General features: G+C 60.9%; 20 protein-coding genes and 2 pseudogenes. 17 read left to right on the forward strand and 5 right to left on the reverse strand.

Annotation, left to right across the window (positions count from 1 at the left end):
* The first annotated feature begins 290 nt into the window (after window positions 1-290).
* Entirely contained in the window at window positions 291-1,358 is a 1,068-nt protein-coding gene (locus LJ656_RS06860; protein WP_230508516.1) for a purine-nucleoside phosphorylase, read from the forward strand.
* 564 nt (window positions 1,359-1,922) lie between these two features.
* On the forward strand, window positions 1,923-2,270 hold the full coding sequence (locus LJ656_RS06865) for a hypothetical protein (RefSeq protein ID WP_230508517.1): 348 nt from the start codon (window positions 1,923-1,925) through the stop codon (window positions 2,268-2,270).
* A 1,037-nt stretch (window positions 2,271-3,307) separates the two neighbouring features.
* Here the strand turns inward: LJ656_RS06865 and LJ656_RS06870 are convergent.
* A complete protein-coding gene (locus tag LJ656_RS06870; protein WP_329958824.1) occupies window positions 3,308-4,378 on the reverse strand; it encodes a trypsin-like peptidase domain-containing protein in 1,071 nt (356 codons plus the stop codon).
* Window positions 4,379-4,519: 141 nt separating this feature from the next.
* The gene (locus tag LJ656_RS34950) at window positions 4,520-5,326 is read right to left on the reverse strand and encodes a hypothetical protein (protein WP_329958837.1); all 807 of its coding nucleotides are present in this window, start codon (window positions 5,324-5,326) and stop codon (window positions 4,520-4,522) included.
* Between LJ656_RS34950 and LJ656_RS06880 the strand changes: the two genes are divergently transcribed.
* The 6 genes from LJ656_RS06880 (at window position 5,282) to rpsU (ending at window position 8,013) form a co-directional block, all read left to right on the forward strand.
* Window positions 5,282-5,569 carry a hypothetical protein gene (locus LJ656_RS06880; RefSeq protein ID WP_230508519.1) on the forward strand — a complete coding sequence of 96 codons (288 nt, stop codon included), beginning with the start codon at window positions 5,282-5,284 and terminating at the stop codon, window positions 5,567-5,569. The two genes, LJ656_RS34950 and LJ656_RS06880, sit on opposite strands and share 45 nt — an antisense overlap.
* 156 nt (window positions 5,570-5,725) lie before the next feature.
* Window positions 5,726-6,010: a hypothetical protein gene (locus tag LJ656_RS06885; RefSeq protein WP_230508520.1), complete on the forward strand. Its 285-nt coding sequence runs from the start codon at window positions 5,726-5,728 to the stop codon at window positions 6,008-6,010.
* An 18-nt stretch (window positions 6,011-6,028) separates the two neighbouring features.
* Window positions 6,029-6,286, forward strand: a complete 258-nt coding sequence (locus LJ656_RS06890) for a hypothetical protein (protein ID WP_230508521.1) — start codon at window positions 6,029-6,031, stop codon at window positions 6,284-6,286.
* Window positions 6,287-7,090: 804 nt separating this feature from the next.
* Window positions 7,091-7,330, forward strand: a complete 240-nt coding sequence (locus tag LJ656_RS06895) for a hypothetical protein (RefSeq protein ID WP_230508522.1) — start codon at window positions 7,091-7,093, stop codon at window positions 7,328-7,330.
* Window positions 7,331-7,400: 70 nt separating this feature from the next.
* Entirely contained in the window at window positions 7,401-7,616 is a 216-nt protein-coding gene (locus tag LJ656_RS06900; RefSeq protein ID WP_230508523.1) for a hypothetical protein, read from the forward strand.
* 184 nt (window positions 7,617-7,800) lie between these two features.
* Entirely contained in the window at window positions 7,801-8,013 is a 213-nt protein-coding gene (gene rpsU / locus LJ656_RS06905; RefSeq protein ID WP_230508524.1) for a 30S ribosomal protein S21, read from the forward strand.
* A 309-nt stretch (window positions 8,014-8,322) separates the two neighbouring features.
* Here rpsU and LJ656_RS06910 read toward each other — a convergent pair whose 3' ends face one another.
* Window positions 8,323-8,733 (reverse strand): response regulator, encoded by a 411-nt coding sequence (locus LJ656_RS06910; RefSeq protein WP_230508525.1) that lies wholly within the window; start codon window positions 8,731-8,733, stop codon window positions 8,323-8,325.
* A gap of 394 nt (window positions 8,734-9,127) precedes the next feature.
* Between LJ656_RS06910 and LJ656_RS06915 the strand changes: the two genes are divergently transcribed.
* From LJ656_RS06915 to LJ656_RS06930, 4 genes and pseudogenes are all read left to right on the forward strand, one after another.
* Window positions 9,128-10,285 (forward strand): GAF domain-containing sensor histidine kinase, encoded by a 1,158-nt coding sequence (locus LJ656_RS06915; protein WP_230508526.1) that lies wholly within the window; start codon window positions 9,128-9,130, stop codon window positions 10,283-10,285.
* Window positions 10,188-10,538 (forward strand): annotated as a pseudogene (tnpA, locus tag LJ656_RS06920) (IS66-like element accessory protein TnpA); the annotation flags it as partial. The gene LJ656_RS06915 and the pseudogene tnpA, both read left to right, overlap by 98 nt.
* Before the next feature lie 49 nt (window positions 10,539-10,587).
* On the forward strand, window positions 10,588-10,860 hold the full coding sequence (tnpB, locus tag LJ656_RS06925; RefSeq protein ID WP_425605910.1) for an IS66 family insertion sequence element accessory protein TnpB: 273 nt from the start codon (window positions 10,588-10,590) through the stop codon (window positions 10,858-10,860).
* Window positions 10,844-11,128 (forward strand): annotated as a pseudogene (locus LJ656_RS06930) (transposase domain-containing protein); the annotation flags it as partial. The gene tnpB and the pseudogene LJ656_RS06930, both read left to right, overlap by 17 nt.
* 50 nt (window positions 11,129-11,178) lie before the next feature.
* Here LJ656_RS06930 and LJ656_RS06935 read toward each other — a convergent pair.
* Entirely contained in the window at window positions 11,179-11,505 is a 327-nt protein-coding gene (locus tag LJ656_RS06935; RefSeq protein ID WP_230508527.1) for a hypothetical protein, read from the reverse strand.
* 1,399 nt (window positions 11,506-12,904) lie between these two features.
* On the opposite strand from LJ656_RS06935, the gene LJ656_RS06945 reads away from it, so the two are divergent.
* From LJ656_RS06945 to LJ656_RS06965, 5 genes are all read left to right on the forward strand, one after another.
* A complete protein-coding gene (locus LJ656_RS06945) occupies window positions 12,905-13,330 on the forward strand; it encodes a CopG family transcriptional regulator (RefSeq protein ID WP_230508528.1) in 426 nt (141 codons plus the stop codon).
* 44 nt (window positions 13,331-13,374) lie between these two features.
* Window positions 13,375-14,466 carry an extracellular catalytic domain type 1 short-chain-length polyhydroxyalkanoate depolymerase gene (locus LJ656_RS06950; RefSeq protein WP_230508864.1) on the forward strand — a complete coding sequence of 364 codons (1,092 nt, stop codon included), beginning with the start codon at window positions 13,375-13,377 and terminating at the stop codon, window positions 14,464-14,466.
* 284 nt (window positions 14,467-14,750) lie between these two features.
* Window positions 14,751-15,539, forward strand: coding sequence for a hypothetical protein (locus LJ656_RS06955; RefSeq protein WP_230508529.1), 789 nt, complete (start codon window positions 14,751-14,753; stop codon window positions 15,537-15,539).
* 21 nt (window positions 15,540-15,560) lie between these two features.
* Entirely contained in the window at window positions 15,561-15,833 is a 273-nt protein-coding gene (locus LJ656_RS06960) for a hypothetical protein (RefSeq protein WP_230508530.1), read from the forward strand.
* Window positions 15,834-16,193: 360 nt separating this feature from the next.
* Window positions 16,194-17,750, forward strand: coding sequence for a methyl-accepting chemotaxis protein (locus LJ656_RS06965; protein ID WP_230508531.1), 1,557 nt, complete (start codon window positions 16,194-16,196; stop codon window positions 17,748-17,750).
* Window positions 17,751-17,877: 127 nt separating this feature from the next.
* Here LJ656_RS06965 and LJ656_RS06970 read toward each other — a convergent pair whose 3' ends face one another.
* Window positions 17,878-21,510 carry a hydantoinase B/oxoprolinase family protein gene (locus LJ656_RS06970; RefSeq protein ID WP_230508532.1) on the reverse strand — a complete coding sequence of 1,211 codons (3,633 nt, stop codon included), beginning with the start codon at window positions 21,508-21,510 and terminating at the stop codon, window positions 17,878-17,880.
* Window positions 21,511-21,553 lie beyond the last annotated feature (43 nt).

Consider the following 21,553-nt stretch of genomic DNA (forward strand, 5'->3'; position numbering starts at 1 on the left):
GTACGGCCAGAAACGATTGGGACACTTGGTCTCGCATGCAACTCGCTGCCATGACCAATCCTGCGGACATCACCTCACAACGATACATCGCATATCAGCAGACGGCTTACCGGCGCCTGGCTATCGCTCGCCAGCTCCCATTTTTTTCTCCGCTTATACTCACTGCCGCCTGAGCGGCTAACGCTCGGGCCCCACGCTGCACGCCGACAAAAGCCTCGACACCAGTCAACAACACGGCACGCGATTCACGTTTCGCAACCGCAGTTCTTACACTACAGGTGGGGTCTCTTATGCTAAATCGGTCTTTTCGCGCTGTGATTTCATCGTTGCTGGTGGCCGGCGCGGCCGTTGCGCCGGCCATCGCGCATACAGACGACGGCTTCGCACAGGACGACGGCGGGTCGCATGGCCGTCCGGTCAAGGTGATGATCATTTCGATGTTCGGTCCGGAGGGCCAGGTATGGCTCGATCATCTCGGACCGTGGCAGGACATCGCCGTCGCGGGTCTGTCTCCTGACTACCCTGCCGTGCACTGCAATCGCCAGGATGTCTGCGTGATGACGACGGGGATGGGGCACGCGAATGCCGCCGCGTCGGTCATGGCGCTAACGTTCTCGCCACGTTTCGACTTGCGTCATACCTACTTCATGGTGGCGGGCATCGCCGGAATCGATCCGCTTCAGGGGACCGTCGGTTCCGTGGCCTGGGCAAACTGGCTCGTCGACTTCGGCATTCAGTGGGAAATCGACGGACGCGAAATTCCGCCGGGTTGGAAAACCGGCTATCTCGGCATCAACACGACGGACCCGGCACAGAAGCCGCCGCTCGACTATCGCACCGAAGTGTTCCAGCTCAATCCGGCTCTCTCGAACGCGGCGTTCGCGCTATCGCGCAACGTGACGCTGACCGACGACGCACAGGCTCAGGCTGCCCGCGCCAAATACACCTATGCGCCCGCGAACCGTTCGCCGACCGTGATCCAATGCGACACCCTGGCGGGCGATACCTGGTGGTCGGGCACCGAGCTTGGAGAGCGCGCGCGGCAATGGACGAAGATCCTGACCAACGGCAAGGGCACCTATTGCACGACGCAGCAGGAAGACAATGCCACCTTCGAGGCGCTGACCCGCGCGGCGACCGTGCATCGCGTCGACCTGAAGCGTGTCGCGGTGCTGCGTGCTGGCTCGGATTTCGATCGCCCATACGCGGGCCAATCGAGCGCCGACAATCTGCTCAACTACGCTTCGCAGGGCGGGTTCACGATCGCGATCGACAATCTGTTTCTCACGGGCAACCCGCTCGTGCAGGACATCGTCACGCATTGGGGCGAGTGGCGCGGCGGCGTCCCCCAGCGGTAGGTAGCGCGTTTGCGGCGCGGTGAAGCGCGCCGCGTACCGGCTGTCCGGCGATCGGTGTTGTCCACCGTTGTCCTCGGTTGCCGTGGACACGCATGCGCCAACCCACACCAGCGGTGTGCTCGCCGCACCGCCGAATGCCGACCCGCACACATCTTCCCCCTTGCGCCCGCGTAGGAGAGAAAGAGCAGCTTTACCCTCGGCGGTGAGCAGTGTTGCGCCCACAAGCTTTTCCTTGCACACGGCTTCGGCCACAATCGGCCGTTCGACAGCGCGATCTGAATCGTCGACAAAGCAAGCCCAACCATGGCCACGCCTCGTCGAAAATCAGACCGATGGCGGCGGCTTTTCAAGCCTGACATGGTGTTGCGACGATGAGCATCAGCAAGTGGATAGCGCACGTTCTGAAGGATGCTAAAAACGGCGAAGCATTCAACATGGTGGCCTTGGAGGCAGCGCATCGCGTGATGTCTCCCGTGGTCGAAGCGTCTTTGAACGCGCGGGGATTCGAGGCAGTAGCGCCTCTGAAGTGGGTACGATTCAACGGGTCACCCATTCGCCGGATATTTGCGTTTAGATGTGAGCGTTATTTGCGCAGAGCAAGTCGTCGCTCAGAAATCGGCGCCGATTGTAGAAGCGGCGATCGCAAGAGCAGACGAATTTTGGCGACGGGTCAAATCGGTCGATGACGTCGTCGGGGCCTTCGAATGGCTGCGAAGCTATCTGTCGTGCGGAGGCTTGAGTTTTTACAACTACGTACAGCATCCGATCGCGCTCGCGTTTGTGCTCGCGAGGACAGGCAACGCTGAGGGCGCGCGCCGAGAGCACGATCGCTTTCTGGAAGGGCGTTCAGCGGAAGACCCGTTTTCCATACAGATCGGCGAGATGCTGACTAAAGCTACCGGCATCGCTTGATCGTGGGCGCAAAAACCTTCGTGTGGATAACGGGCGGCTGAGCCAATGAACATGCGCCGAGTGTCCGCTTGCGGGAGGTCTGACTGTCTCTTCAGGCTCGGCTACGGAAGCTCGCCGCTCGACGGGTCGGCGGTGGCCATGCGCATTTGGCGAACTTCGGCACGCGGCCAGGAGCCGTCATTCGTTCAGGCTGACAGATGAACATTTGTGGGGCCGCTTCACCCCCCTGAACAGCCGTTGAAACGCCAACGACGTGAGCTATACCGTCGGCCGTTGCTGCCAACAGGCCGCTCGCCTGCAAACGGCGGAATTGCAGAGCGGAGCCGCCGTGGGTGATGGCCGAACTTCCCGCGTTGAGAAACAACCTCCTGACGTTCACAGCTTGTCCTGACAAAGACGCGCGCTCCCTAGTTATGTCCTGCAAAACACCGGTACGCCTTTCCTTTGACAGGAAACTGACATATCCGAGACGTCTGTTGAGCGGCTGAACATGGAGATGGTCTGCACCGGAAGAATCAGAAAACCGGATAGCCGTTGTACCTCGCAAGAGGCCATCGCAAGTGCCCGGAGATGACAGCATTTCCTCGGGCCACATATGCAGATCATCTTGCTTGTATCGCCGCAACTGAGCGAATGGTCGTCCGCAAGCAAGCGTTTCCGTCTACCTGTTTCGCGAGACACCCATAAAACGGTCCCGCGAATGAACTGCTTCCGAAAAGGTGCTCTCTCCTCCCATTGCATGATCGAGCGCGGCAATGGCACGGTTTATCGACGCGACCTCGGCCCCGTACGTTCTCGCTTCCCGCATGTAGAAATTTATTGCATCGAGGCCTTCGAGCGTAAGAGCTTCGTTCTCCATTTGCCCCGGCCAGCTTGCGCTCAACATCAAGGCGGGTGGCGACAGGCCGCCCTCCGCGATGGAAAGGACACATCCCGTCCCGATGTGAACGACCTTGCACGCGAGGCGGTCCGCATGAAACTGCGGAAGTGTTGCGAGAAACTCAAGCATTGGAGACAAGGGGCCTCTGGTCGTCGCGCTAGTGCGCCGTCAATACCATCAGAATATCCGCATACCAGGCGCTGTTCAGTCCGAGCGACTCGTCCAGCTGTTCGTCCCGTCCGCCCATATCGATGCTCGAAGAATGAACGCCTAAAAGCAGCCATGCCAGTTCATCGGATTGGCCGCCATCCGACACCGCTCGCAGAACGACCGGTGCGCCGCTGGTGCCGCGGTGTGTTCTTGCATCCGTGACGAAGCAGCCTTTCCCCTGAAAACGCAAACCGAATGCCGATGCCAGAACGCCTTGTCGCACGACCGGCAGGTGGTGCAGCGAATCGTGGAATCCCAGCGGAAACCCGACGATCAGAAGCGATGCCCCGATTGGCACCACATCACCCGGACGCGGCAAATGACCGGGACGGAACGCCTGAAACGTCGCGCCCGGCGGCAACGCGGTCCGGTTGAGTTCGATTACGGCTATGTCGATGTCGCCACCATCGTCCGTTCCCTGACGCCAGAGGGGATGTCCCGCGGTGTACAACGGAACCGATAGCCACGAGGCAACCGCGAGATTCTCAGCATCGACGTGAAACTCGATCTCAAGCCGGTCGGGAAAATGCCCGCCGGACACGTCGATCATGACGTGTCGGCTGGTCACGAGAAAGAGCCGGGTTTCCTGCTGGAAAAAGAAGCCGCTTGCGCTGGTTAGCCGCCGCTCCTGCGCGAACGTACAGACGCGCGTCACCGCAAGAAGCAATGCATCCGCACCCACCTGGATATGCGACTCCGGGGGATTCGCACGGCATGGAAGGACCGCGGCAGGTCCGCCGCCCGACTGAGCGGATTCGCGGGCGGATGGTATCAGCCCCGAAAGCAGGTTCATCAACGCATCGTGCTCGGGTCCGCGTCCCCTCGACGACAGAAACGCACCGACCTCAAGTTCCGATACGATCCCGCCCGACGCCGCGTTCGGCACATGACGCACGATAGGGGCTTCGCCCTCGCAGCGGCAGAGAAACCATCCATCGCCACTGGAACTGCGATGGAATTCGAGTACATCGCCAGCCGTTTCGGCGCCGCGTTCCGTACCGGTCATCGGAGAATCCATTCGTATTCCTGAAGTGATCGTGATATCGATACCCGACGGCACCGCCAATTACGGCGACAGGCGCGATCGAATTGGCCGAACCCCTCGTCCCCTGAAGCACGCGGTCGTGCTCGCGCGGCTGGCGTCACCTGGCCGGACCGTTCACACGGGCTCCCAGATCGCGCGGCCGGATCTGTCTTCGTCGATCAACATTTCAGCGTAGGCCACGCACGCGCGCCTTGCGTCGCCGGTATTTAAAAAAGGCCGCCTGCCGGGCACGCGGAACAGGCGGCTCCTCACCTTGTCCATCCCGGACTCGGGTTCGCTGATACGGATCGATGCGTCGAATCCTTCCTCGTAGTTGTGGCCGAACCCGGCCTGGGTCGCGCGATGGGGGTACACGAGCAGGGAAATATCGAGGCCTCGATATTGGCGAATGGTGTTCATCAGATCACTCCTTTGGGCCGCAGCAAGCAGCCTTTTTTTGATCGTTGCGTGGATTTGACCGGCAGCGATATCCGAACCGCCTGACGAGCCAGCCGGGCTTTGCCGGCGGGAAAGCTGGCACTTGAGAAGCCGCAGCAGTCCCTTTCGAGTTGTGGTCGGTGCAGTGTCGAGAAAGCATCCGTCGCTCGTGCGATGGATCAATCCTTCCCCCGCTTTATCGCGCGGCGGGCAACCTGGTTGCCGCTGAACGTTCTCAGGGGGAATCGCTAAGTACGGCTGAGGTGGAACGAGGCTGACAGCCGTCGTCAGGGCATCTGAACGAAGAGAGATGACAGGGCGGACAAGATCCGCTTTGCGGACTTCGTGACCCACCATACGCGCGCCGGCACCGTGGGTCAACTCAATTTGGAAAATATCTGCGCAGCCCTGCGTTGCCTGTTCCGGGGTATAGTGGGCCTCCCCTGTGGAGTAACCGACATGCCGACATACCCGCTTCTTCTCTACAAGGGGTACGAACTTCATCCTCTTGTCTTCCCCCGCACCTTCGCCCGCTTTGACGGCCACTCCCGCTACGCCGAGGGGTATGACATTGCGGTGCGGATATGTCGTCCGTCCGCGATAGCGAATTCGGCTGCAAGTCGTGTTTTCCGGCTAAACCAGTCCCATGCATTCTCCGACTTTGGGGTGGCGAGGCGTGCTGCCCGGCAACAGGGAGAGGACATCATCGATGGTAAGGTGAACGGATTTTCTGTCGTCGACATGTGAAATCACCGCAGGCGTGCCAAAGCAGTTGACCGGCTCTACCGTCGGTCGCCTTCTGGCTGCCGTTTTTTGAAAAGAAGCGACCCGTGGCGGAAAGCGGCAGACCGCACGGCGAAGCGATGATCCGAACGCACGGATTTCTACAGACCGGTATCGGTAGTGCCGACCAACCTCGATGTAATTCCGCATTACCTCGTGCTGCGCGCGGGCTGCGAACCGTATGTGCTGAACGCCGACCGCCGTGTTTTGCGTCGCGAAGCAAGCCGTCTTCTGCACAGGTTCGCGAAAACCCGCGGCGCGCCCACGTCAATCGCGAACGACGCGTGGAACGCCTTTTCTGGCACAGAATCCATTCCGCCTGCCGAGCGTACAGAGATGCGGGCTTACGCACTGGTTGGCGGCGCCGAAAGCGAACACCAGCTCCAGTTGCTGGCCGGTCTCTGACTCCTGATGGAGCGTTTTATGTATCGGATGATCGCGTACCGCGGATTTGAGATCCATGTCGAACTCAGTCAATCGTCAGCGGATCTCTACGACGTCAAGTTTCAGATCAAGGGCGGCGACAATCTTCGTGTCGTTGGTCCGCGCGGAAGCAAGATTTCGTTATACAACGGTCCCTATACCCGCCGTTGGGCGTACCTCATTGCCGAAGCCGCCGGGCGGGCGGCAATCGATGTGCTCCTTGGAGTGACCGTCGCCGACGGTGACCCTATCGAGTAACCGAAGCTGAGCGTCCACCGCTGCGCGGTGATGTTGCAGATTGCAGCTTCGTCAGGCGGCAGGTAATGAAATGACATGACATGAGCGCAGCGGCGGCACGCTGCAACGGGCCGCATTTGGCCGTCGCTGACACAGTGTCATGCGAACGTCGGCTGCGGCTACGGCTACGGCGCTATGCGCATGCCGATCCAGGCTGCCGGTTTCGGAAAAGAAGCGACGACGAACAAACATTCGCTGTACAAAGAGGGCAATGGGTGTAGCATGAAAGCGTTGATTGACACATAGCCCTTCTCTGCGTCTTCCCAGTCACCTTTCCCAACGGAATCGGGCTGCTTACGATCACAGGCTGCACAACGTGGCCGATCATGTGAAGACTGAACTCAGTCGCTCACACTCCTTTCCCGATTCGTCGCGTGTTGACGCGACCTCAAAGGCTTCATGACCGCCGGCTTCCGCCTCTACCGTGGACTGGCAGTTTATTTGTTGGTCTATCGACATCGCGCTACCGAACCCCGAAGTGGGCGCAACTACGACGAAGGGTTCGATGCTGCCGTACGTATCCCGGAGTCGGGAAGCTCGGGGAACACGCCCCGCACCCGCGTATTCCGGCCTAAGGGGACGAAGCCCTTCCACGGCGACGGTGACGCGCAGCGTGCGTCGACTGCCCGTGCACAAAACATCATCGACACATATTCCCAAGGCACGCACATTCTCGATCTGGAGTTGTGATTCGTACCTCGTTGCAAGCAGGAGCCATCGCCACACGTCCGCGGCGGTACACACAGACAACATTGGAGGTTTGACATGAACAGATCTGATCTCTTGAAGTGGATTCGACTCGACGGCGCTGGGCTTGTCGACCGGTTTCTGCCGTCAGGGGCCCGTGCCGGGCTCGAAGACGTCATTCTCGACCGTCGTCACGAGGTCAATGCGGATGCTTATCTGATGTTTGCGTCAATTAGCGCACTGCTGCGTAAGGACGGCATGGCGAGCTGCGATTCGGACCGCGAGGCCGGCCGGATCATGGCACTGCTGCATGCGTGATGCAGCCCACCCATCCGCGCGGCGCTGACGCAATGATCATGGCTGTGCGGCACCCGAACAAGGACTGACAGTGCGCTTCAATTCGACGCGATTCATCATCGACCCGACACCGCGCAGGGCTGACGGCGAATACATGGCCCATGCCCGCATCAGCACCAGCCGGGCAGACGGGAGCGAGTATGACATTCATCTAAGTGGTGATCTTGCAGGCTTCGACATGCGCGCAGACGCCATTACCCATGCGAAAAAATGGGCCCAGGACTGGCTGGACGTGTGCTTTGGCTGAGGGACTCTCACATCGACAGGGAGTTGTTGTAGGCACCACGGGAGCAAAGGTATCGGGCCACAAAGAGTGCCGATCGTGTCTCTACCCCTTCGTCAGACGACATGCACCGCAACGAAATTGAACAGCAAACCCCGTCGTGGACGTCCGGACGGTGCACGGCGCAAACTCACAACCAGGAACAAAATTGACTACCGTAACCCCCAAGCTGAACGAACCGGTGGAAGTCGCGTTGCGCCGCTTCCGCCGTTCGATCGAGAGCACCGGTTTGATAAAGGAACTGCGAGCCCGAGCGGCTTATGAAACACCGACTGCGAAACGCAAACGAAAAAAGGCTGCCGCTGTGGCCCGGCTCCAGAAACAGATCAAACGGTCGTTGCCACCGAGGAAGCTGTACTAAGCCGAAGTTGTGATGCGGCTAAGCGAGCGGCTGTGCTTCAGAAACAGTCGCTGGCGGGTCACTGGCGGCCCTGTGGCCCGGATGATGGCAACGGGTCGAGAAGCACCGGTTGCGTCTGACGCGCTGCGGCCAGGAATCGCCGCCAGGCTACGGAACGCCCGCGCCGATTGAATGAGCGCTCAACTGCCATGGCGGGCCATTTGGCCATGTCCGCCGCCTTCCCGCAAGGTGATCGGGGGAAAATCTGAATCGCCTGTCGCTCCACTATATGGGGCGAATAACGCTGCTCCCCCCGGATCACAGCGATGCTCAAGGAGACGCTCTTCCGCTTGAGCGCGCGAGAAGATCGCGGATTATCCCAATAAGAGCGGCTACCGGCGTTGGTTTCCTCAGCAGTGCGTTCCAGAGAGGCTGTGCTGGCACAGGGGGAACCACCGCCGTCAGCATTACGATGGGAATGCGAGCCATGACCTTGTTCGCCTTGAGACGCTGACAGAAGCCGACGCCATCGAGCACCGGCATCATCCAGTCGGTAACAATGAGATCCGGATGCTCCCGATCCGTCACACCGACGGCCGCATCCCCGTCCGATGCAAGGAGGACACGGTACCCCTCTGCCTCCAATAGCATCTGCAGGGGAGCAAGAATTCTTGCATCATCGTCTACCAGCAGGATTGTTTCCACGTCGGAGGCCAGGTTGATAAATTCTAAATCCCGCAAGCACCGGTCCCGATGCGCAATGTTCTGCTATGGGAGCGCCGGCAGGCTCAGCCTGGCTCCATTTGCATGGCGAACAACTACGTTTATCATGTAACCAGTTGTTTGGCCATGCGGAATTTAGTTTCGTACGGTTTCTTCCGGTCGCTTGCCGGTCGGGAATGTGGCCAGGACGGCATCATGCTCAATGCCGCGCGTTGATGGGCCCCTTTGCCGCTGTCTTCACGACGGCTTCATCGTATGCCAACTTCTAACGATCGCAGTGCCCGGGGAAGCCCGGCATGAATCGCTCATCACAGACCAACTGTCGATAAGGGCGCGCCGAAGCCCCGACTATCAGGCAGAGGCGAATGCGCTGCGCAGACTGGCGGGTGCTCTCGCCAGTTCGAATGAAACCATGCTCGATCTGCTGGCGCGCGAAGCTGCTCGACTTTGCAATGCCGGTAGCGCGGGTATCAGCGTGCTGGAGTCGCCGGCTGGCAGCCCGGCGAGCTTCAGATGGGCTGCGCTCACCGGGCACTGCGTGCCTCTGGTCAATACGCATCGCCCCTTTGATGACAGCCTCTGTGGCATCACTCTTGAAAAGGGCCGACCAGAATTGTTCCGCACACCGCAGAAATATTTTCGTTCGATCGAGCAGGTAGAACCGCCCATCGTTGAAGCGTTGCTCGTCCCGATCCCGGTCAGGAATGGTCCCTGGGGAGCCATCTGGGTAATGTCACACGACAACTCGGTGCACTTCGATGCAGAAGATCTGCGTCTGTTGGTCAGTCTGGCTGATTTCACAGGCGCGGCGATGGAGGTGGCACGACTGAAGGAAATAGCGGAAAAGCGTGCAGCCGAGCTGGAATCTGTGCAAACGGCCCTGCGGGATGCGGAGGAGCGTAAAGATACGTTTATCGCTACACTCAGCCACGAGCTTCGCAGCCCCCTTGCGCCCGTGAACGCTGCGCTGCAAACGATCAGACGTATCGCGCCGGGTGCGGACGTCGCCCAGCCACTGGATACCGCTGCACGTCAGCTGGCACGGCTGCAGCGGCTCATCGGGGATCTCTTTGATGCATCGCGGCTGCGTAGCGGCAAGATATCCGTGACGGCGGCCAGGTGTCTGTTGGGGGACATAGTCACGGATGCAATCGCGGCCGCGACGCCCGCGATCAACGCCCGACATCATTGCCTGTCTGTCTGTGTCCCGAAAGCCCCGATCCCTGTCATTGCAGACGCAGTACGCCTTATCCAGGTGCTTGAAAACCTCCTGAGCAACGCGGCAAAATATTCACCGGACGGCGCGTACATTCATCTGGATGTCTCGCTTGAGCGCGAAGTCTGCCAGAGGTCCGGGAGAGACGCCGGCATCGTTAGAGTAACCGTTCGCGACACGGGCTATGGCATTCCTGCGGCCGATCTCCCAAGGGTATTCGACATGTACGCCCAGTCTGGCGCGCGGATGAGGCGGGAACCATCCGCTCGAATTCCGGCGCGAGATCGCCAGGCTGGCGAGCGAGCCCGGGATTTCGGTCGCGCGCCTAGCAATGGAACACGGACCGAACACTAATTTGGTGTTCAAATGGCGCCGCGCGCTGCACGCGGGTGAATACGATCCTGTTGCTCTGTTTCCCATAAAGATGGATGCAGCGCCGACCGAGGTGGCGCCGACGGCATCGATTCCAGCGCCGGCCACTGCGCCGTCACGGGCTATCGAAATCAGTGTCGGCAATCCCCGGGTGCGTATCGAAGGCGCACCTGACGAAAGTACCTTGATGCGGGTACTTCGCATGCTGCGCGGTATGCCGGGAGCAGCCGCATGATCGGTCTTCCCAGCCACACACGCGTCTGGCTGGCTGCCGGCGTGACCGACTGCGCTCCGGCTTCAACAGCCTCGCCGCGAAGGTTCAGACCGTACTGGAGCTCGATCCCTTCTGCGGGCACGTCTTCGTGTTTCGTGGCAAACGCGGCGAGCTGCTCAAGGTGCTGTGGTGGAGCGGCGATGGCATGTGCCTGCTGATGAAGCGGCTCGAGAAGGGGCGCTTCGTATGGCCTCAAGCCGATGGTGGCATCATTTGCCTGAGCCCGGCACAACTATCGATGCTGCTCGAAGGCATCGACTGGCGGCACACGCTACTGCGATGATGGCCAGCTCGAAATCGATAACCTGCCAGTCGAGCGTGCGTTACGCGGAGTGGCCATTGGTCGACGCAACTATCTGTTCGCTGGAGCGGACTCTGGCGGCGAACGTGCCGCCTCAATCTACAGCCTCGTTGGCGCCGCAAAACTAAACGGCGTTGATCCTGAGGCATATCTGCGCTACGTGCTCGCGCGCATCGCCGACCACGCGATTAACCGCATCGAAGAACTCACACCGTGGTTCGTTGCCGGTCGGATTCAGAGCGCAGCCTGACGGTCCCGATGTCAATGGAGGCGGTTGGCGGTGTCGCGAGTCCGACAGGGTTAGCGGTGCTCAGTCAGCACCGTTTCCAGACGGGACAACGCTCGCAAAGGTCGCCCCAACACTGCATGCGACCGGGCAACGTTCAGGGCCGATTGCACGATAAGCGAGGATGACTTCTGCGCATCGACCACATCAATCAGGAACAGGATTTCATCACGAATCTTGAAACGGTCCAATAGCTCACCTCCGACGATCGAGGATCGCAGGCGATCGGCTACTATGAGATAGCCTGTGTCCTGGAAACTCAACTGTGTGGTATTCATCTTCAACCTTTCTTCACACGTCCATTTGTCGGGGAAGGTCATCAGCCCGTGAATCAGCCGCATGCCTGTCTGCTGCGGCCGGGGGACTTTCGGCCGCCATGCACATGACTTAAGCTTAACGGAATCGCAGACGGCCTGCGATCACTGACGTAGTGTCCGAAAGGAGGAGGATATGGACAACGAAAACGAACGGGCGTCTCGCCTTGCTCTGGCGGATAGACACATTGCCGATGGACGGCTCCGTATTGCCGCTCAGGCAAAGCGGGTCGAGAAGCTCCGTGAAAAAGGGATAGATGCAGCATCCGCAGAACAACTACTGCGAGTCATGCAGGACGTTCTTAACAGCTTTCTTGAGCTTCGGCAGTTGATTCAACCATCGCAGCAGGCGGAGAGAAGCCGAGGGCCATACGCCGGCCGACCTGAGGTTTCAACGAGGCCCTAGTCCGTTAAGACGGTCCTCGATCGCACTATCGATCAACCGCCTCGACAAACTCGCGCCGTCGGCCGTAACTGCCCAACTCTGCACTCAGTCTGAAGATTCCGATCTTCCGTCAAGACGTTGTTGTCGCCGCGCTTACGCTTCGTCCACGTCGATCGACAAAGCTATCCGCTGCAGCATTAGCCTGCAAGCTAGAAACGGACGAGACATTCTCTCTCAATGACCGGTGTTGCACGAAATGCCGTCGCTAGGCGTGTAGCTATCCGATTGGCCGCTTCGGGTCGAAAAGCGTCGGCCGAGCGCCGAGCGTTTTGCGCGCCCGACTCTTTTGCAAGCAGTTCCCAAAGCACTCATCGTGTCGAATGCATTCACGCCGGGCGGGGTGTGTCGTCGGAGCACGATCCCGAAAGATGTTGGGACTGTCTCAAAGCCGCTTTCGGAATGGTGAAAGACGGGCGCGAAGTCCTTGTAGACATCCCCGCAGTAGTCGAAGTCGGGGGGAAAGGCTGAAGGTCCTCGCGACGCTGCCGTTCCGGAACAGACTGCCAGACCATGACGTTGACCGATCCTGTCTCGTCTTCCAGCGTCACCCGTGCCGTCGCACGCAACCAATCCTTCTCCCCGTACCGCAGCGACCGCTGCCCATAGTGTCTGTCGCCGGGCGCCGGCGAGTCGTTGCAGCGAGTTCACGGCCGCTAGTATCCGCACATCGAGGTGATCAACTGCGCGCGGTTCGCGAGATCCGCGACATCACGGAACGGGCCTGAATGCGCGCGCCGCAAAGGCGCCGGTGAGGCACCGCGCGTCCTCGCCAGTGGCCGGATCATGAAAAAGAGTGATTCGGGCCCTCGCGCCGGGAGATGTAGGCGTCGCAAGGACTCTAGGCGCACGCACTTCTGCCAGAACAGCGGCGTACCGCACGGTAACAGCGAAGAACAAATCTGACCGACCCTATATTTTCATGTTGCGCCGCACACAAAACCATCCTATAACCATCCAAGTGGATGGAAATTGGATGGTCAGATGAAAAAATCGGCGACAGTGGCGATGCCCCGCTCGAAAGGCGGCGACTCGGAAAAAATCACGATCAATCTCGGCCCTGTCGATCTCGGCCAGATCGATCTCCTGGTCGAGGAAGGCTTTTATGCGAACCGGACGGACCTCATCCGCACCGCAATTCGCAACCAGCTTGCGCAACATGCACGGGTCGTCGACGACACGGTCGCGCGTCGATCGCTGGTACTCGGGTTGCAGCACTTTTCGCGTCAGGATCTCGAGGCGGTGCGAGCCGCGCACGAGCGTCTAAATATTCAGGTTCTGGGACTCGCCAGCATTGCCGATGACGTCACCCCGGAACTCGCCCTCGCGACGATCGAAAGCGTTCAGGTGTTGGGAGCCTTTCACGCTTCGACCGCGGTCAAGGCGGCACTCGCCGACCGAATCCACTAGCCGGGCAAAGGCCCGATGCCAAAACAGGAAAACGGACACAAATGATGAAACTCAATGAAGGCTTTTTAAGTTCAATGCACGAGGCGATGGCGCTGCTGCGCACTGGCGGCGTTGCGCAAGCAACTGAAGCGATACAACGCGCACTGCAAAGGAAAAGCGAGAGCGGCGTGAAAGAAAGCGCGCCGCGGGACGACGCGTATGAGTTCGTCATCCCTGCGTTTGCAAAGACAAAACAGGCGACCGCGCGAAGAGCGGCAGTAGAAGATGTTGACGTGGAGGATCGAGGTCACTTCAGCACCCTTTCGTATGCGAATGTCGCCGGTCGCCGTCAGTATCGGCTGTACGTGCCGGCGGGGGCTGCCAGCGAGCCGCTGCCACTGATTGTGATGCTGCACGGCTGCACGCAGGATGCCGACGACTTCGCAGCAGGCACGCAGATGAACGCGCTTGCGGAGCGCGATCGATTTCTTGTCGCGTATCCGGTGCAACCGCAGCAGGCGAATCCGTCGAAGTGCTGGAACTGGTTCAAACCGGAAGATCAGCAGCGCGAGAGCGGCGAGCCGTCATTGATCGCAGGCATCACGCGCGAAATTATCTCGTCCCACAACGTCGATCCCGCGCGCGTGTACATTGCGGGAATGTCTGCGGGGGGCGCCATGGCGGCAATCATGATCGCCGAGTACCCCGAACTGTATGCCGCGGCCGGCGTGCATTCGGGGTTGCCGGCCCGATGCGCGCACAATCTGCCTTCCGCGCTCGCGGCGATGAAAGGGGGCAAACAACCTGGAGCCCGCCATGCGCAGCGAGGTGCGGCATTGCCGCCGAAGCGGCCACTCATCGTTTTTCACGGCGACGCGGACGCAACCGTCAACGTTGCCAATGCCACGCGCCTTGTGAAGGGCTTTGATTTGCCGCCGGACGCAGACAGCGCATCGAGTCGGACCAACGGAACCCAACGTCGCTGCACTGTCTCGCGGCTGAAGTCGATCGACAATATCGATGCGGAACTGTGGACCATTCACGGAGCGGGGCATGCGTGGGCAGGCGGCAATGCACGAGGCAGTTACACGGACCCGACAGGTCCGGACGCAAGTGCCGAAATGCTGCGTTTCTTTCTTGATCATCCGAAACGGTAATCATGCGGCCGTCGTGTCGGGTCACGCTCAATGCGGCTCAAGCGGGTCAGTGGCTCCAACGACGCGTCATGCGATCAGCGAGCGTATCCGGCCAAAAATGGCGGCAGCCGTGGCCGGCTGCGCATATTGGGCGTGCCTTGCAGGAGGCCTCGCGATTCGCCCGAAGATGCTGCAGTTCTGTGGATCAACGCGACTGCGCAGAACGTCGACGCAGGGTCGGAACTCATGGCGCATTTGCCGACCAACGCCTATAAAGTTGTGAATAAGTACGGCGGGGCGGACGTATGATGCGGCTGGCTACGGTTCTGATCGCGGTTTCGTTTTCCTGTTATGTCAATGCCGCTCCCGTTGCCCATCTCGGCAGGGGGACTGACGCGGCTAACGCACGAGCGCGCGCGGAATATGCGCAAATTGACGCGCGGCTGCAACGTCTCGAGGTGCGAGCCGAAGACGCGGCGACCAGGGCCCAAAGGGAAGAAACCGATATCCGGTCGATATCCGATGATCTTGCACGAACGAAGCAGCGCTACGATGACAAGCTGGAACAAAAATCGAGTGTGGACCGGCAAATCGCGATAGGAAGTCTGCTGCTTTCCATAGTAAGTATGTGCGTAACGATATGGTTGACCGCATACTGGGTTCCGCGAATCAATAAACGCACGACCGAATCTTTCGAAAGGAAAAAGTTGTCTCTCGAGGTATGGGATCAGTTCATATCGAAGTACATCGAGCTCGGCGACGTCATCAAGCTTCTGCGCAGTCCTCCTGAGAAGATGACGGAGGACGGCCTCGATAAGATACGCGCATTGCGCAACTGGCTCGAAGGCCTCGCGACGATGGCGACCGATTTGTCTTTGACGGACAAGACGATAACCGACCGGCTAGACCTGGTCACGCCGATGCGCGATTTCATGACGGTTCTCAAGGCCGCCTTGGACAAGGCCCGACAATATCCGCAACCGGCTGCCGGTGGCGTTCAAAACCAGGAGCAAAAAATCGCGCAATATGTCGCTGAGGAATTAGCGCGCGAACTCGATGCTTCGCCTGGAATAAAAAGGTTTTGCGGGATCTGATTTTCCTTATCAGGAGGAATCATGGATTCGGACGAATCGTTTGACACGCTCGAAACAAACCTTAGGGATCTGATGGCGCGCTTCGAGAAAAGCCGGCTGACCGATCGTCAAGTCGATCGGGGGATCAACTCGGCGCTTAAATTGCTGGACTTCGTGATGCGACAGGCAACGTCGCCCGGCGGGTCGACGCCATTTCCGATCGCAGTGCCAAAGCCAACCAGCGGAACCGGCGGTGGTGGAGGCCCGGTCAGCACCAATTGTCCCAAGTGCGGGCAGTCGATCACCATAAGCTGAAAGCCAATTCCGGGCGACCGGGCTGATTCGTTGCGCGTCGCGCGCAGAAATTGCGCTCTGGAACGCTCTCTAATAAGTTCCTGGTTTAAGGCACGATTCCGTTCGTCGAGATGGCTTCGCCAGCCGCTTACGGAGCACCTCGCGGTGTCTCGGTCTCCCGCCAAATGGAGCGTGCGCTGAATAGCGCTCTGAAAGCACCACGCAAAACGTCGATGACGAATGCGCCGTTACATCGACGCTGGCAGCGCATCGCGAACCCGCGCCGCAAGCGCTGGCGCAAACTTTCGCTCAAGTGCGACGGCGCGAGGCCGATAAAGAGTCAGTATTCCGCTCTTGATGGCCTCACAACGTCTCAATCACATGAAAGTCTCGACGAAACTGATTTCAATGGTAGGCGCGGCGCTCGCCGGCGTCATATGCATCGCTGCGATCGCGTTGACGCAACTCGACCACGCGCTGGTCGAAGGCCGGAAGGCGCAGATCACCGAAATGCTGAACAAGGCCGAACATCTGGTGCAGTACTATCAGTCGCTCGAGGCGAGCGGCAAACTGAGCCGTGACGACGCGCAGGCGGCCGCCAAAACGGCGATCGGACAGCTGAACGCGAACTCGAAAAGCTACTACTTCATCAGGACCGTCGAAGGCATCAATCTCGTTCATCCGAACCCGAGCCTGGTCGGTACGATGGCCAAGGGCAATCGCACACTTCACGGCGATCTGACTGACACGCAGGCTTACGCGAAAGGCCTGGAACAATCGCGTATCGCGTTGGTGGACGTGCTAGTCAAACGCACGCAGGACGGCCCACTGGAACCGAAACTTCAGGGCATCTTCGCGGTGCCGCAATGGCAATGGTGGGTCGGCACGGGCTTCTTCTACGACGACATCGACGCAGTGTTCTGGAATCTCGCGCGGACGCTGCTCGCGGTAGCGTTGGCAGTGTTCGCGGTAATCGGCGCGATGGCGTTGTTCATGACGCGCAGCATTCGCCGCACGCTCGGTGGCGAGCCGGCAGACGCAAGCGCGTTCGCTGCGCAGATCGCGTCGGGCAACCTCGCCGCGCAAATCGCGCTCGCACCGGGAGACCAATCGAGCCTGCTTTACGAACTGAACGAAATGCGGCTCAAATTGCGTGAAATCGTCGGCGACATTCAGCAGGCGAGCGAATCGATCGCGACTGGCAGCGGCGAGATCGCCGAAGGCAACACCGATCTGTCGCAACGGACCGAAGAGCAGGCCGCCTCGTTGGAGGAAACGGCGGCGAGCATGGAACAGTTGACGGCGACCGTCAAACAGAACGCCGAAAATGCGCGTCAGGCGAGCCAACTTGCCGAGCTCGCATCGGACGCGACGGGACGCGGCGGCGAAGCGGTCGATCAGGTGATCGGCACGATGCGCGAAATCGCCGACGAGTCGCTCAGGATCGGGGAAATCATCAGCGTGATCGAAGGCATCGCTTTCCAGACCAACATTCTTGCGCTGAACGCAGCGGTCGAGGCGGCCCGCGCCGGCGAAGAAGGACGCGGGTTCGCGGTTGTCGCGGGCGAAGTGCGTTCGCTCGCGCAGCGCAGCGCGACGGCGGCGAAAGACATCAAGGAACTGATCGGCTCGTCGGTGGCGCGCGTCGATGGCGGCACCGCGCAGGTCGCGACGGCCGGCGAGCGGATGCGAGAGATCGTGCAGTCGATTAAACGCGTCAGCGACATCATGGGCGAGATCGCGGCTGCGTCGGTCGAGCAGAGCACCGGCATCGAGCAGGTCAACCGCGCCGTCTCGCAGATGGACGAAGTCACCCAGCAGAATGCGGCGCTGGTCGAAGAGGCCGCGGCCGCGGCCGCGTCGCTCGACGAACAGGCCGCGCGTTTGCGCTCGACGGTCAGGGTTTTCCGGCTTGCTTCGAATCCCGCGTTGGCGTAGGCGTCACGTAGTGGTTCAAACGGTCGGTTGCATGCTGGAAGCGCCGTTGAAACGCGCCAGTTTGCCGTGCATCAAGAGTTAGCCCCGACCGCGAGCCGTGACGCGATCACGGCCCGCTGCAACGCGATTACGCTTGCCCGAAACCGCCGCCACCGGGTGTCTCTACTACAAACACGTCTCCCGCGGCCATCTCGACGCTCGCGATATGACCCAATGCGACGATATCGCCGTCCGCGCGCTCGACGAGATTGCTGCCGCGCCTCCCCGCATGCCCGCCTGCCGCCCCGAAAGGAGCATGAATACGGTTGTTCGAAAGAATCGAGGCGGTCATCGGCGCGAGAAAGCGGATCCGCCGTATCGCGCCGTTGCCGCCGCGCCAACGTCCGGTGCCTCCCGACTCCGCGCGAATCAGGTGCGACTCGAGCCGTACGGGATAGCGCCATTCGAGCACTTCGGGATCGGTCAGGCGCGAGTTGGTCATGTGTGTCTGTACCGCATCGACGCCGCTGAAGCCGTCACCTGCGCCGCTGCCGCCCGCAATCGTCTCGTAGTACTGGTAGCGCGCGTCGCCGAAAGTGAAATTGTTCATCGTGCCCTGACTCGAGGCCACGATGCCTAGCGCGCCATACAGCGCGTTCGTGATCGCGGACGAAGTCTCCACATTGCCGGAGACCACAGCGGCAGGATAGACCGGATTGAGCATCGAGCGGTCCGGCACGATCACCGTCAGCGGCTTCAGGCATCCCGCGTTGAGCGGAATCTCATCGCCGACGAGCGTGCGGAACACGTAGAGCACGGCTGCCATGCAGACCGCCTTCGGCGCGTTGAAGTTGTTCGGCAGTTGTCCGGAAGTGCCGCTGAAGTCGACGACCGCGCTGCGCGTCGCGGCATCGACGCGAATGGCAACCTCGATCACCGCGCCGTTATCGAGTTCGTAACGGTACGCGCCGTCCTTGAGCGCCCCAATCACGCGGCGCACCGCTTCCTCGGCGTTGTCCTGCACATGCTGCATGAAAGCCAAGACCACGTCGCGGCCGAATTGAGCGACCATGCGGCGCAGTTCGTCCACGCCTTTCTGGTTCGCCGCGACCTGTGCGCGCAGATCGGCCATGTTCTGCGCGACATTGCGTGCCGGGTAGCGGCCCGACTGGAGTAGCGCACGCGTTTGCGTATCGCGCAGCACGCCCGCCGCGACGAGCAGCCAGTTATCGATCAACACGCCTTCTTCCTCGATATGCGACGAGGCAGCCGGCATCGATCCCGGTGTGATTCCACCGATATCCGCGTGATGGCCGCGTGAGCCGACATAGAAAAGCGGTTCGGCCGAACCGTCGGCGAACACGGGCGTGATGACCGTCACGTCCGGCAAATGCGTGCCGCCGTGATACGGGTCGTTGAGCATGAACACATCGCCGTCGCGCATCGCGCCGCGATTTCGCTCGATCACGGTCTTGATGCTCTCGCCCATCGATCCGAGATGCACGGGCATGTGAGGCGCGTTCGCAATCAGATTGCCGGCTGCGTCGAAGAGCGCGCACGAGAAGTCGAGGCGCTCCTTGATATTCACGGAATAAGCGGTGTTCTGCAGGCGCAATCCCATCTGCTCGGCGATCGACATGAACAGATTGTTGAATATCTCGAGGCGCACGGGATCGGCCTCGGTGCCGATCGAGCGGCGGGTCGGCAGCGGCTGCACGCGGCTCATCACCACATTGCCTTGCTCGGTCAGCGTCGCCTGCCAGCCCGGCTCGACCACGGTCGTGCCGTTCTTTTCGGCGATGATCGCCGGGCCGTCGAGCACGTCTCCAGCGCACAGCGTTTCGCGCTGGTAGAGCGACGCGTCGTGCCAGCGACCGCCCGAATACATGAGCACGACCGTCTGCGGATGGGCTGCTTCGCCTGCCGCGCGCCGCGGCACGTTGCCGGCATCGATGGGAGCGTCGGAGTGGCCAATCGCTTCGACCGAAGCGAGTTCCGCGATGAGGGGCGTATCCGTCATCAGGAACGCGTAGCGTTGGCGATACGCGGCTTCGAAAGCGGTGCGCATCGAGTCAACGCTGCCGGCCGGCACCGCGAGCGCAGAGTCGGTGCCCTGATAGCGCAAATGCACCCGGCGTTCGGTCGTAATACGGACGGCGTCCACGCCCTGTTCGAGCAGTGCGTCGGTCGCGGCGGTCGCGAGCGCGTCGAGCGCGCTGTCGAGCGTTGCAATCGAAGCCTCGTCGAGCGCGATTTCGAGCGCCCGCTCGCGCATTACAGTCTGATCCGCGAGCCCCATCCCATAAGCGGAGAGCACGCCCGCGAGCGGATGGGCGAATACCCGCGTCATACCGAGCGCATCCGCCACGCCGCATGCATGCTGGCCGCCCGCGCCGCCGAAGGTCGTCAGCACGTACTGCGAAACGTCGTGGCCGCGTTGCACGGAGATTTTCTTGATGGCGTTGGCCATGCTGCCGATAGCGATCTCGAGGTAACCTTCCGCGAGCTCTTCCGGCGTACGGCGCTGTCCTGTCGCCGCGAAGATCTCATCGGCGAGGGTGCGGAAACGCTCCACGACGACTTCGCGATCGAGCGGCTCGTTCGCGTGCGGACCGAAGACGCGCGGAAAATAGCCGGGCTGAAGTTTGCCGAGCATCACGTTGCAGTCGGTGACTGCGAGCGGGCCGCCGCGCCGGTACGCCGCCGGACCCGGATTGGCACCGGCCGAGTCGGGTCCGACGCGCAGCCGCGCACCGTCGAAGCCGAGGACCGAGCCACCGCCTGCTGCGACGGTATGGATGCTCATCATCGGCGCGCGCATCCGCACGCCCGCCACCTGTGTTTCGAAGACGCGCTCGAACTCGCCGTTGAAGTGCGAGACGTCGGTCGACGTGCCGCCCATGTCGAAGCCGATCACGCGCTCGAAGCCCGCTGACTGTGCCGCGCGCACCATCCCGACGATACCGCCCGCCGGGCCGGAGAGAATCGCGTCCTTGCCTTGAAACACATCGGCGCGTGTCAGTCCGCCGCTGCTCTGCATGAACTGCAGGTTCACGCCCGGCATTTCGCTGGCGACCTGATCCACGTAACGACGCAGAATCGGCGACAGGTACGCATCGACCACGGTCGTATCGCCGCGCGAGACCATCTTCATCAGCGGCGAGACTTCGTGCGAAACCGAGACTTGCGTGAAGCCGATCCGGCGCGCCAGTTCGGCGAGCTCGCTTTCATGCGCCGTGTAGCGATAACCGTGGATCAGCACGATCGCGACCGCACGGATGCCCACATCGTAGAGTTCGCGCAGCGCGCGCTCTGCTGCCGCATGATCGAGCGGCGCGACCACTTCGCCTTGCGCGCTCATGCGTTCGTCGATTTCCACCACGTGTTGATAAAGCGCTTCCGGCAACGCGATGTCGAGATCGAACAGGCGCGGGCGGTTCTGATACGCGATCCGCAGCACATCGCGAAAGCCGCGCGTGGTCACGAGCGCCACCGGCTCGCCTTTGCGTTCGAGCAGCGCGTTGGTCGCGACCGTCGTCCCCATCTTGACCATCTCGACTTCGCGCGGCGTGATCGGCTCTCCGGCGTGCAAACCAAGCAGATGACGGATCCCGGCGACAGCCGCATCCCGATACTGCTCGGGGTTTTCCGACAGCAGCTTGTGCGTGGTGAGCGAGCCGTCCGGGCGGCGCGCGACGATATCGGTGAAGGTGCCTCCGCGGTCGATCCAGAACTGCCAGCGGGACGGCGCGCAAACATCGGAGTCTTGAGCGTGATTCATGGTGTCGTGTTCGTAGTGCGAAAGAAGTGAAGACATGCGCAAC

Origin of the sequence: Paraburkholderia sejongensis, from assembly GCF_020880815.1 — a bacterium.
Taxonomy (GTDB): Bacteria; Pseudomonadota; Gammaproteobacteria; order Burkholderiales; family Burkholderiaceae; genus Paraburkholderia; species Paraburkholderia sejongensis.

Coding starts and splice junctions, on each gene's coding strand:
- LJ656_RS06935 (WP_230508527.1), bottom strand. CDS start 11,505: ATGCGGCTGATTCACGGGCTGATGACCTTCCCCGACAAATGGACGTGT.
- LJ656_RS06970 (WP_230508532.1), bottom strand. CDS start 21,510: ATGAATCACGCTCAAGACTCCGATGTTTGCGCGCCGTCCCGCTGGCAG.
- LJ656_RS06860 (WP_230508516.1), top strand. CDS start 291: ATGCTAAATCGGTCTTTTCGCGCTGTGATTTCATCGTTGCTGGTGGCC.
- LJ656_RS06945 (WP_230508528.1), top strand. CDS start 12,905: ATGAAAAAATCGGCGACAGTGGCGATGCCCCGCTCGAAAGGCGGCGAC.
- LJ656_RS34950 (WP_329958837.1), bottom strand. CDS start 5,326: ATGAAGTTCGTACCCCTTGTAGAGAAGAAGCGGGTATGTCGGCATGTC.
- LJ656_RS06960 (WP_230508530.1), top strand. CDS start 15,561: ATGGATTCGGACGAATCGTTTGACACGCTCGAAACAAACCTTAGGGAT.
- LJ656_RS06890 (WP_230508521.1), top strand. CDS start 6,029: ATGTATCGGATGATCGCGTACCGCGGATTTGAGATCCATGTCGAACTC.
- LJ656_RS06950 (WP_230508864.1), top strand. CDS start 13,375: ATGAAACTCAATGAAGGCTTTTTAAGTTCAATGCACGAGGCGATGGCG.
- LJ656_RS06880 (WP_230508519.1), top strand. CDS start 5,282: ATGCCGACATACCCGCTTCTTCTCTACAAGGGGTACGAACTTCATCCT.
- LJ656_RS06895 (WP_230508522.1), top strand. CDS start 7,091: ATGAACAGATCTGATCTCTTGAAGTGGATTCGACTCGACGGCGCTGGG.
- LJ656_RS06870 (WP_329958824.1), bottom strand. CDS start 4,378: ATGGATTCTCCGATGACCGGTACGGAACGCGGCGCCGAAACGGCTGGC.
- LJ656_RS06955 (WP_230508529.1), top strand. CDS start 14,751: ATGATGCGGCTGGCTACGGTTCTGATCGCGGTTTCGTTTTCCTGTTAT.
- LJ656_RS06915 (WP_230508526.1), top strand. CDS start 9,128: ATGCTCGATCTGCTGGCGCGCGAAGCTGCTCGACTTTGCAATGCCGGT.
- LJ656_RS06965 (WP_230508531.1), top strand. CDS start 16,194: ATGAAAGTCTCGACGAAACTGATTTCAATGGTAGGCGCGGCGCTCGCC.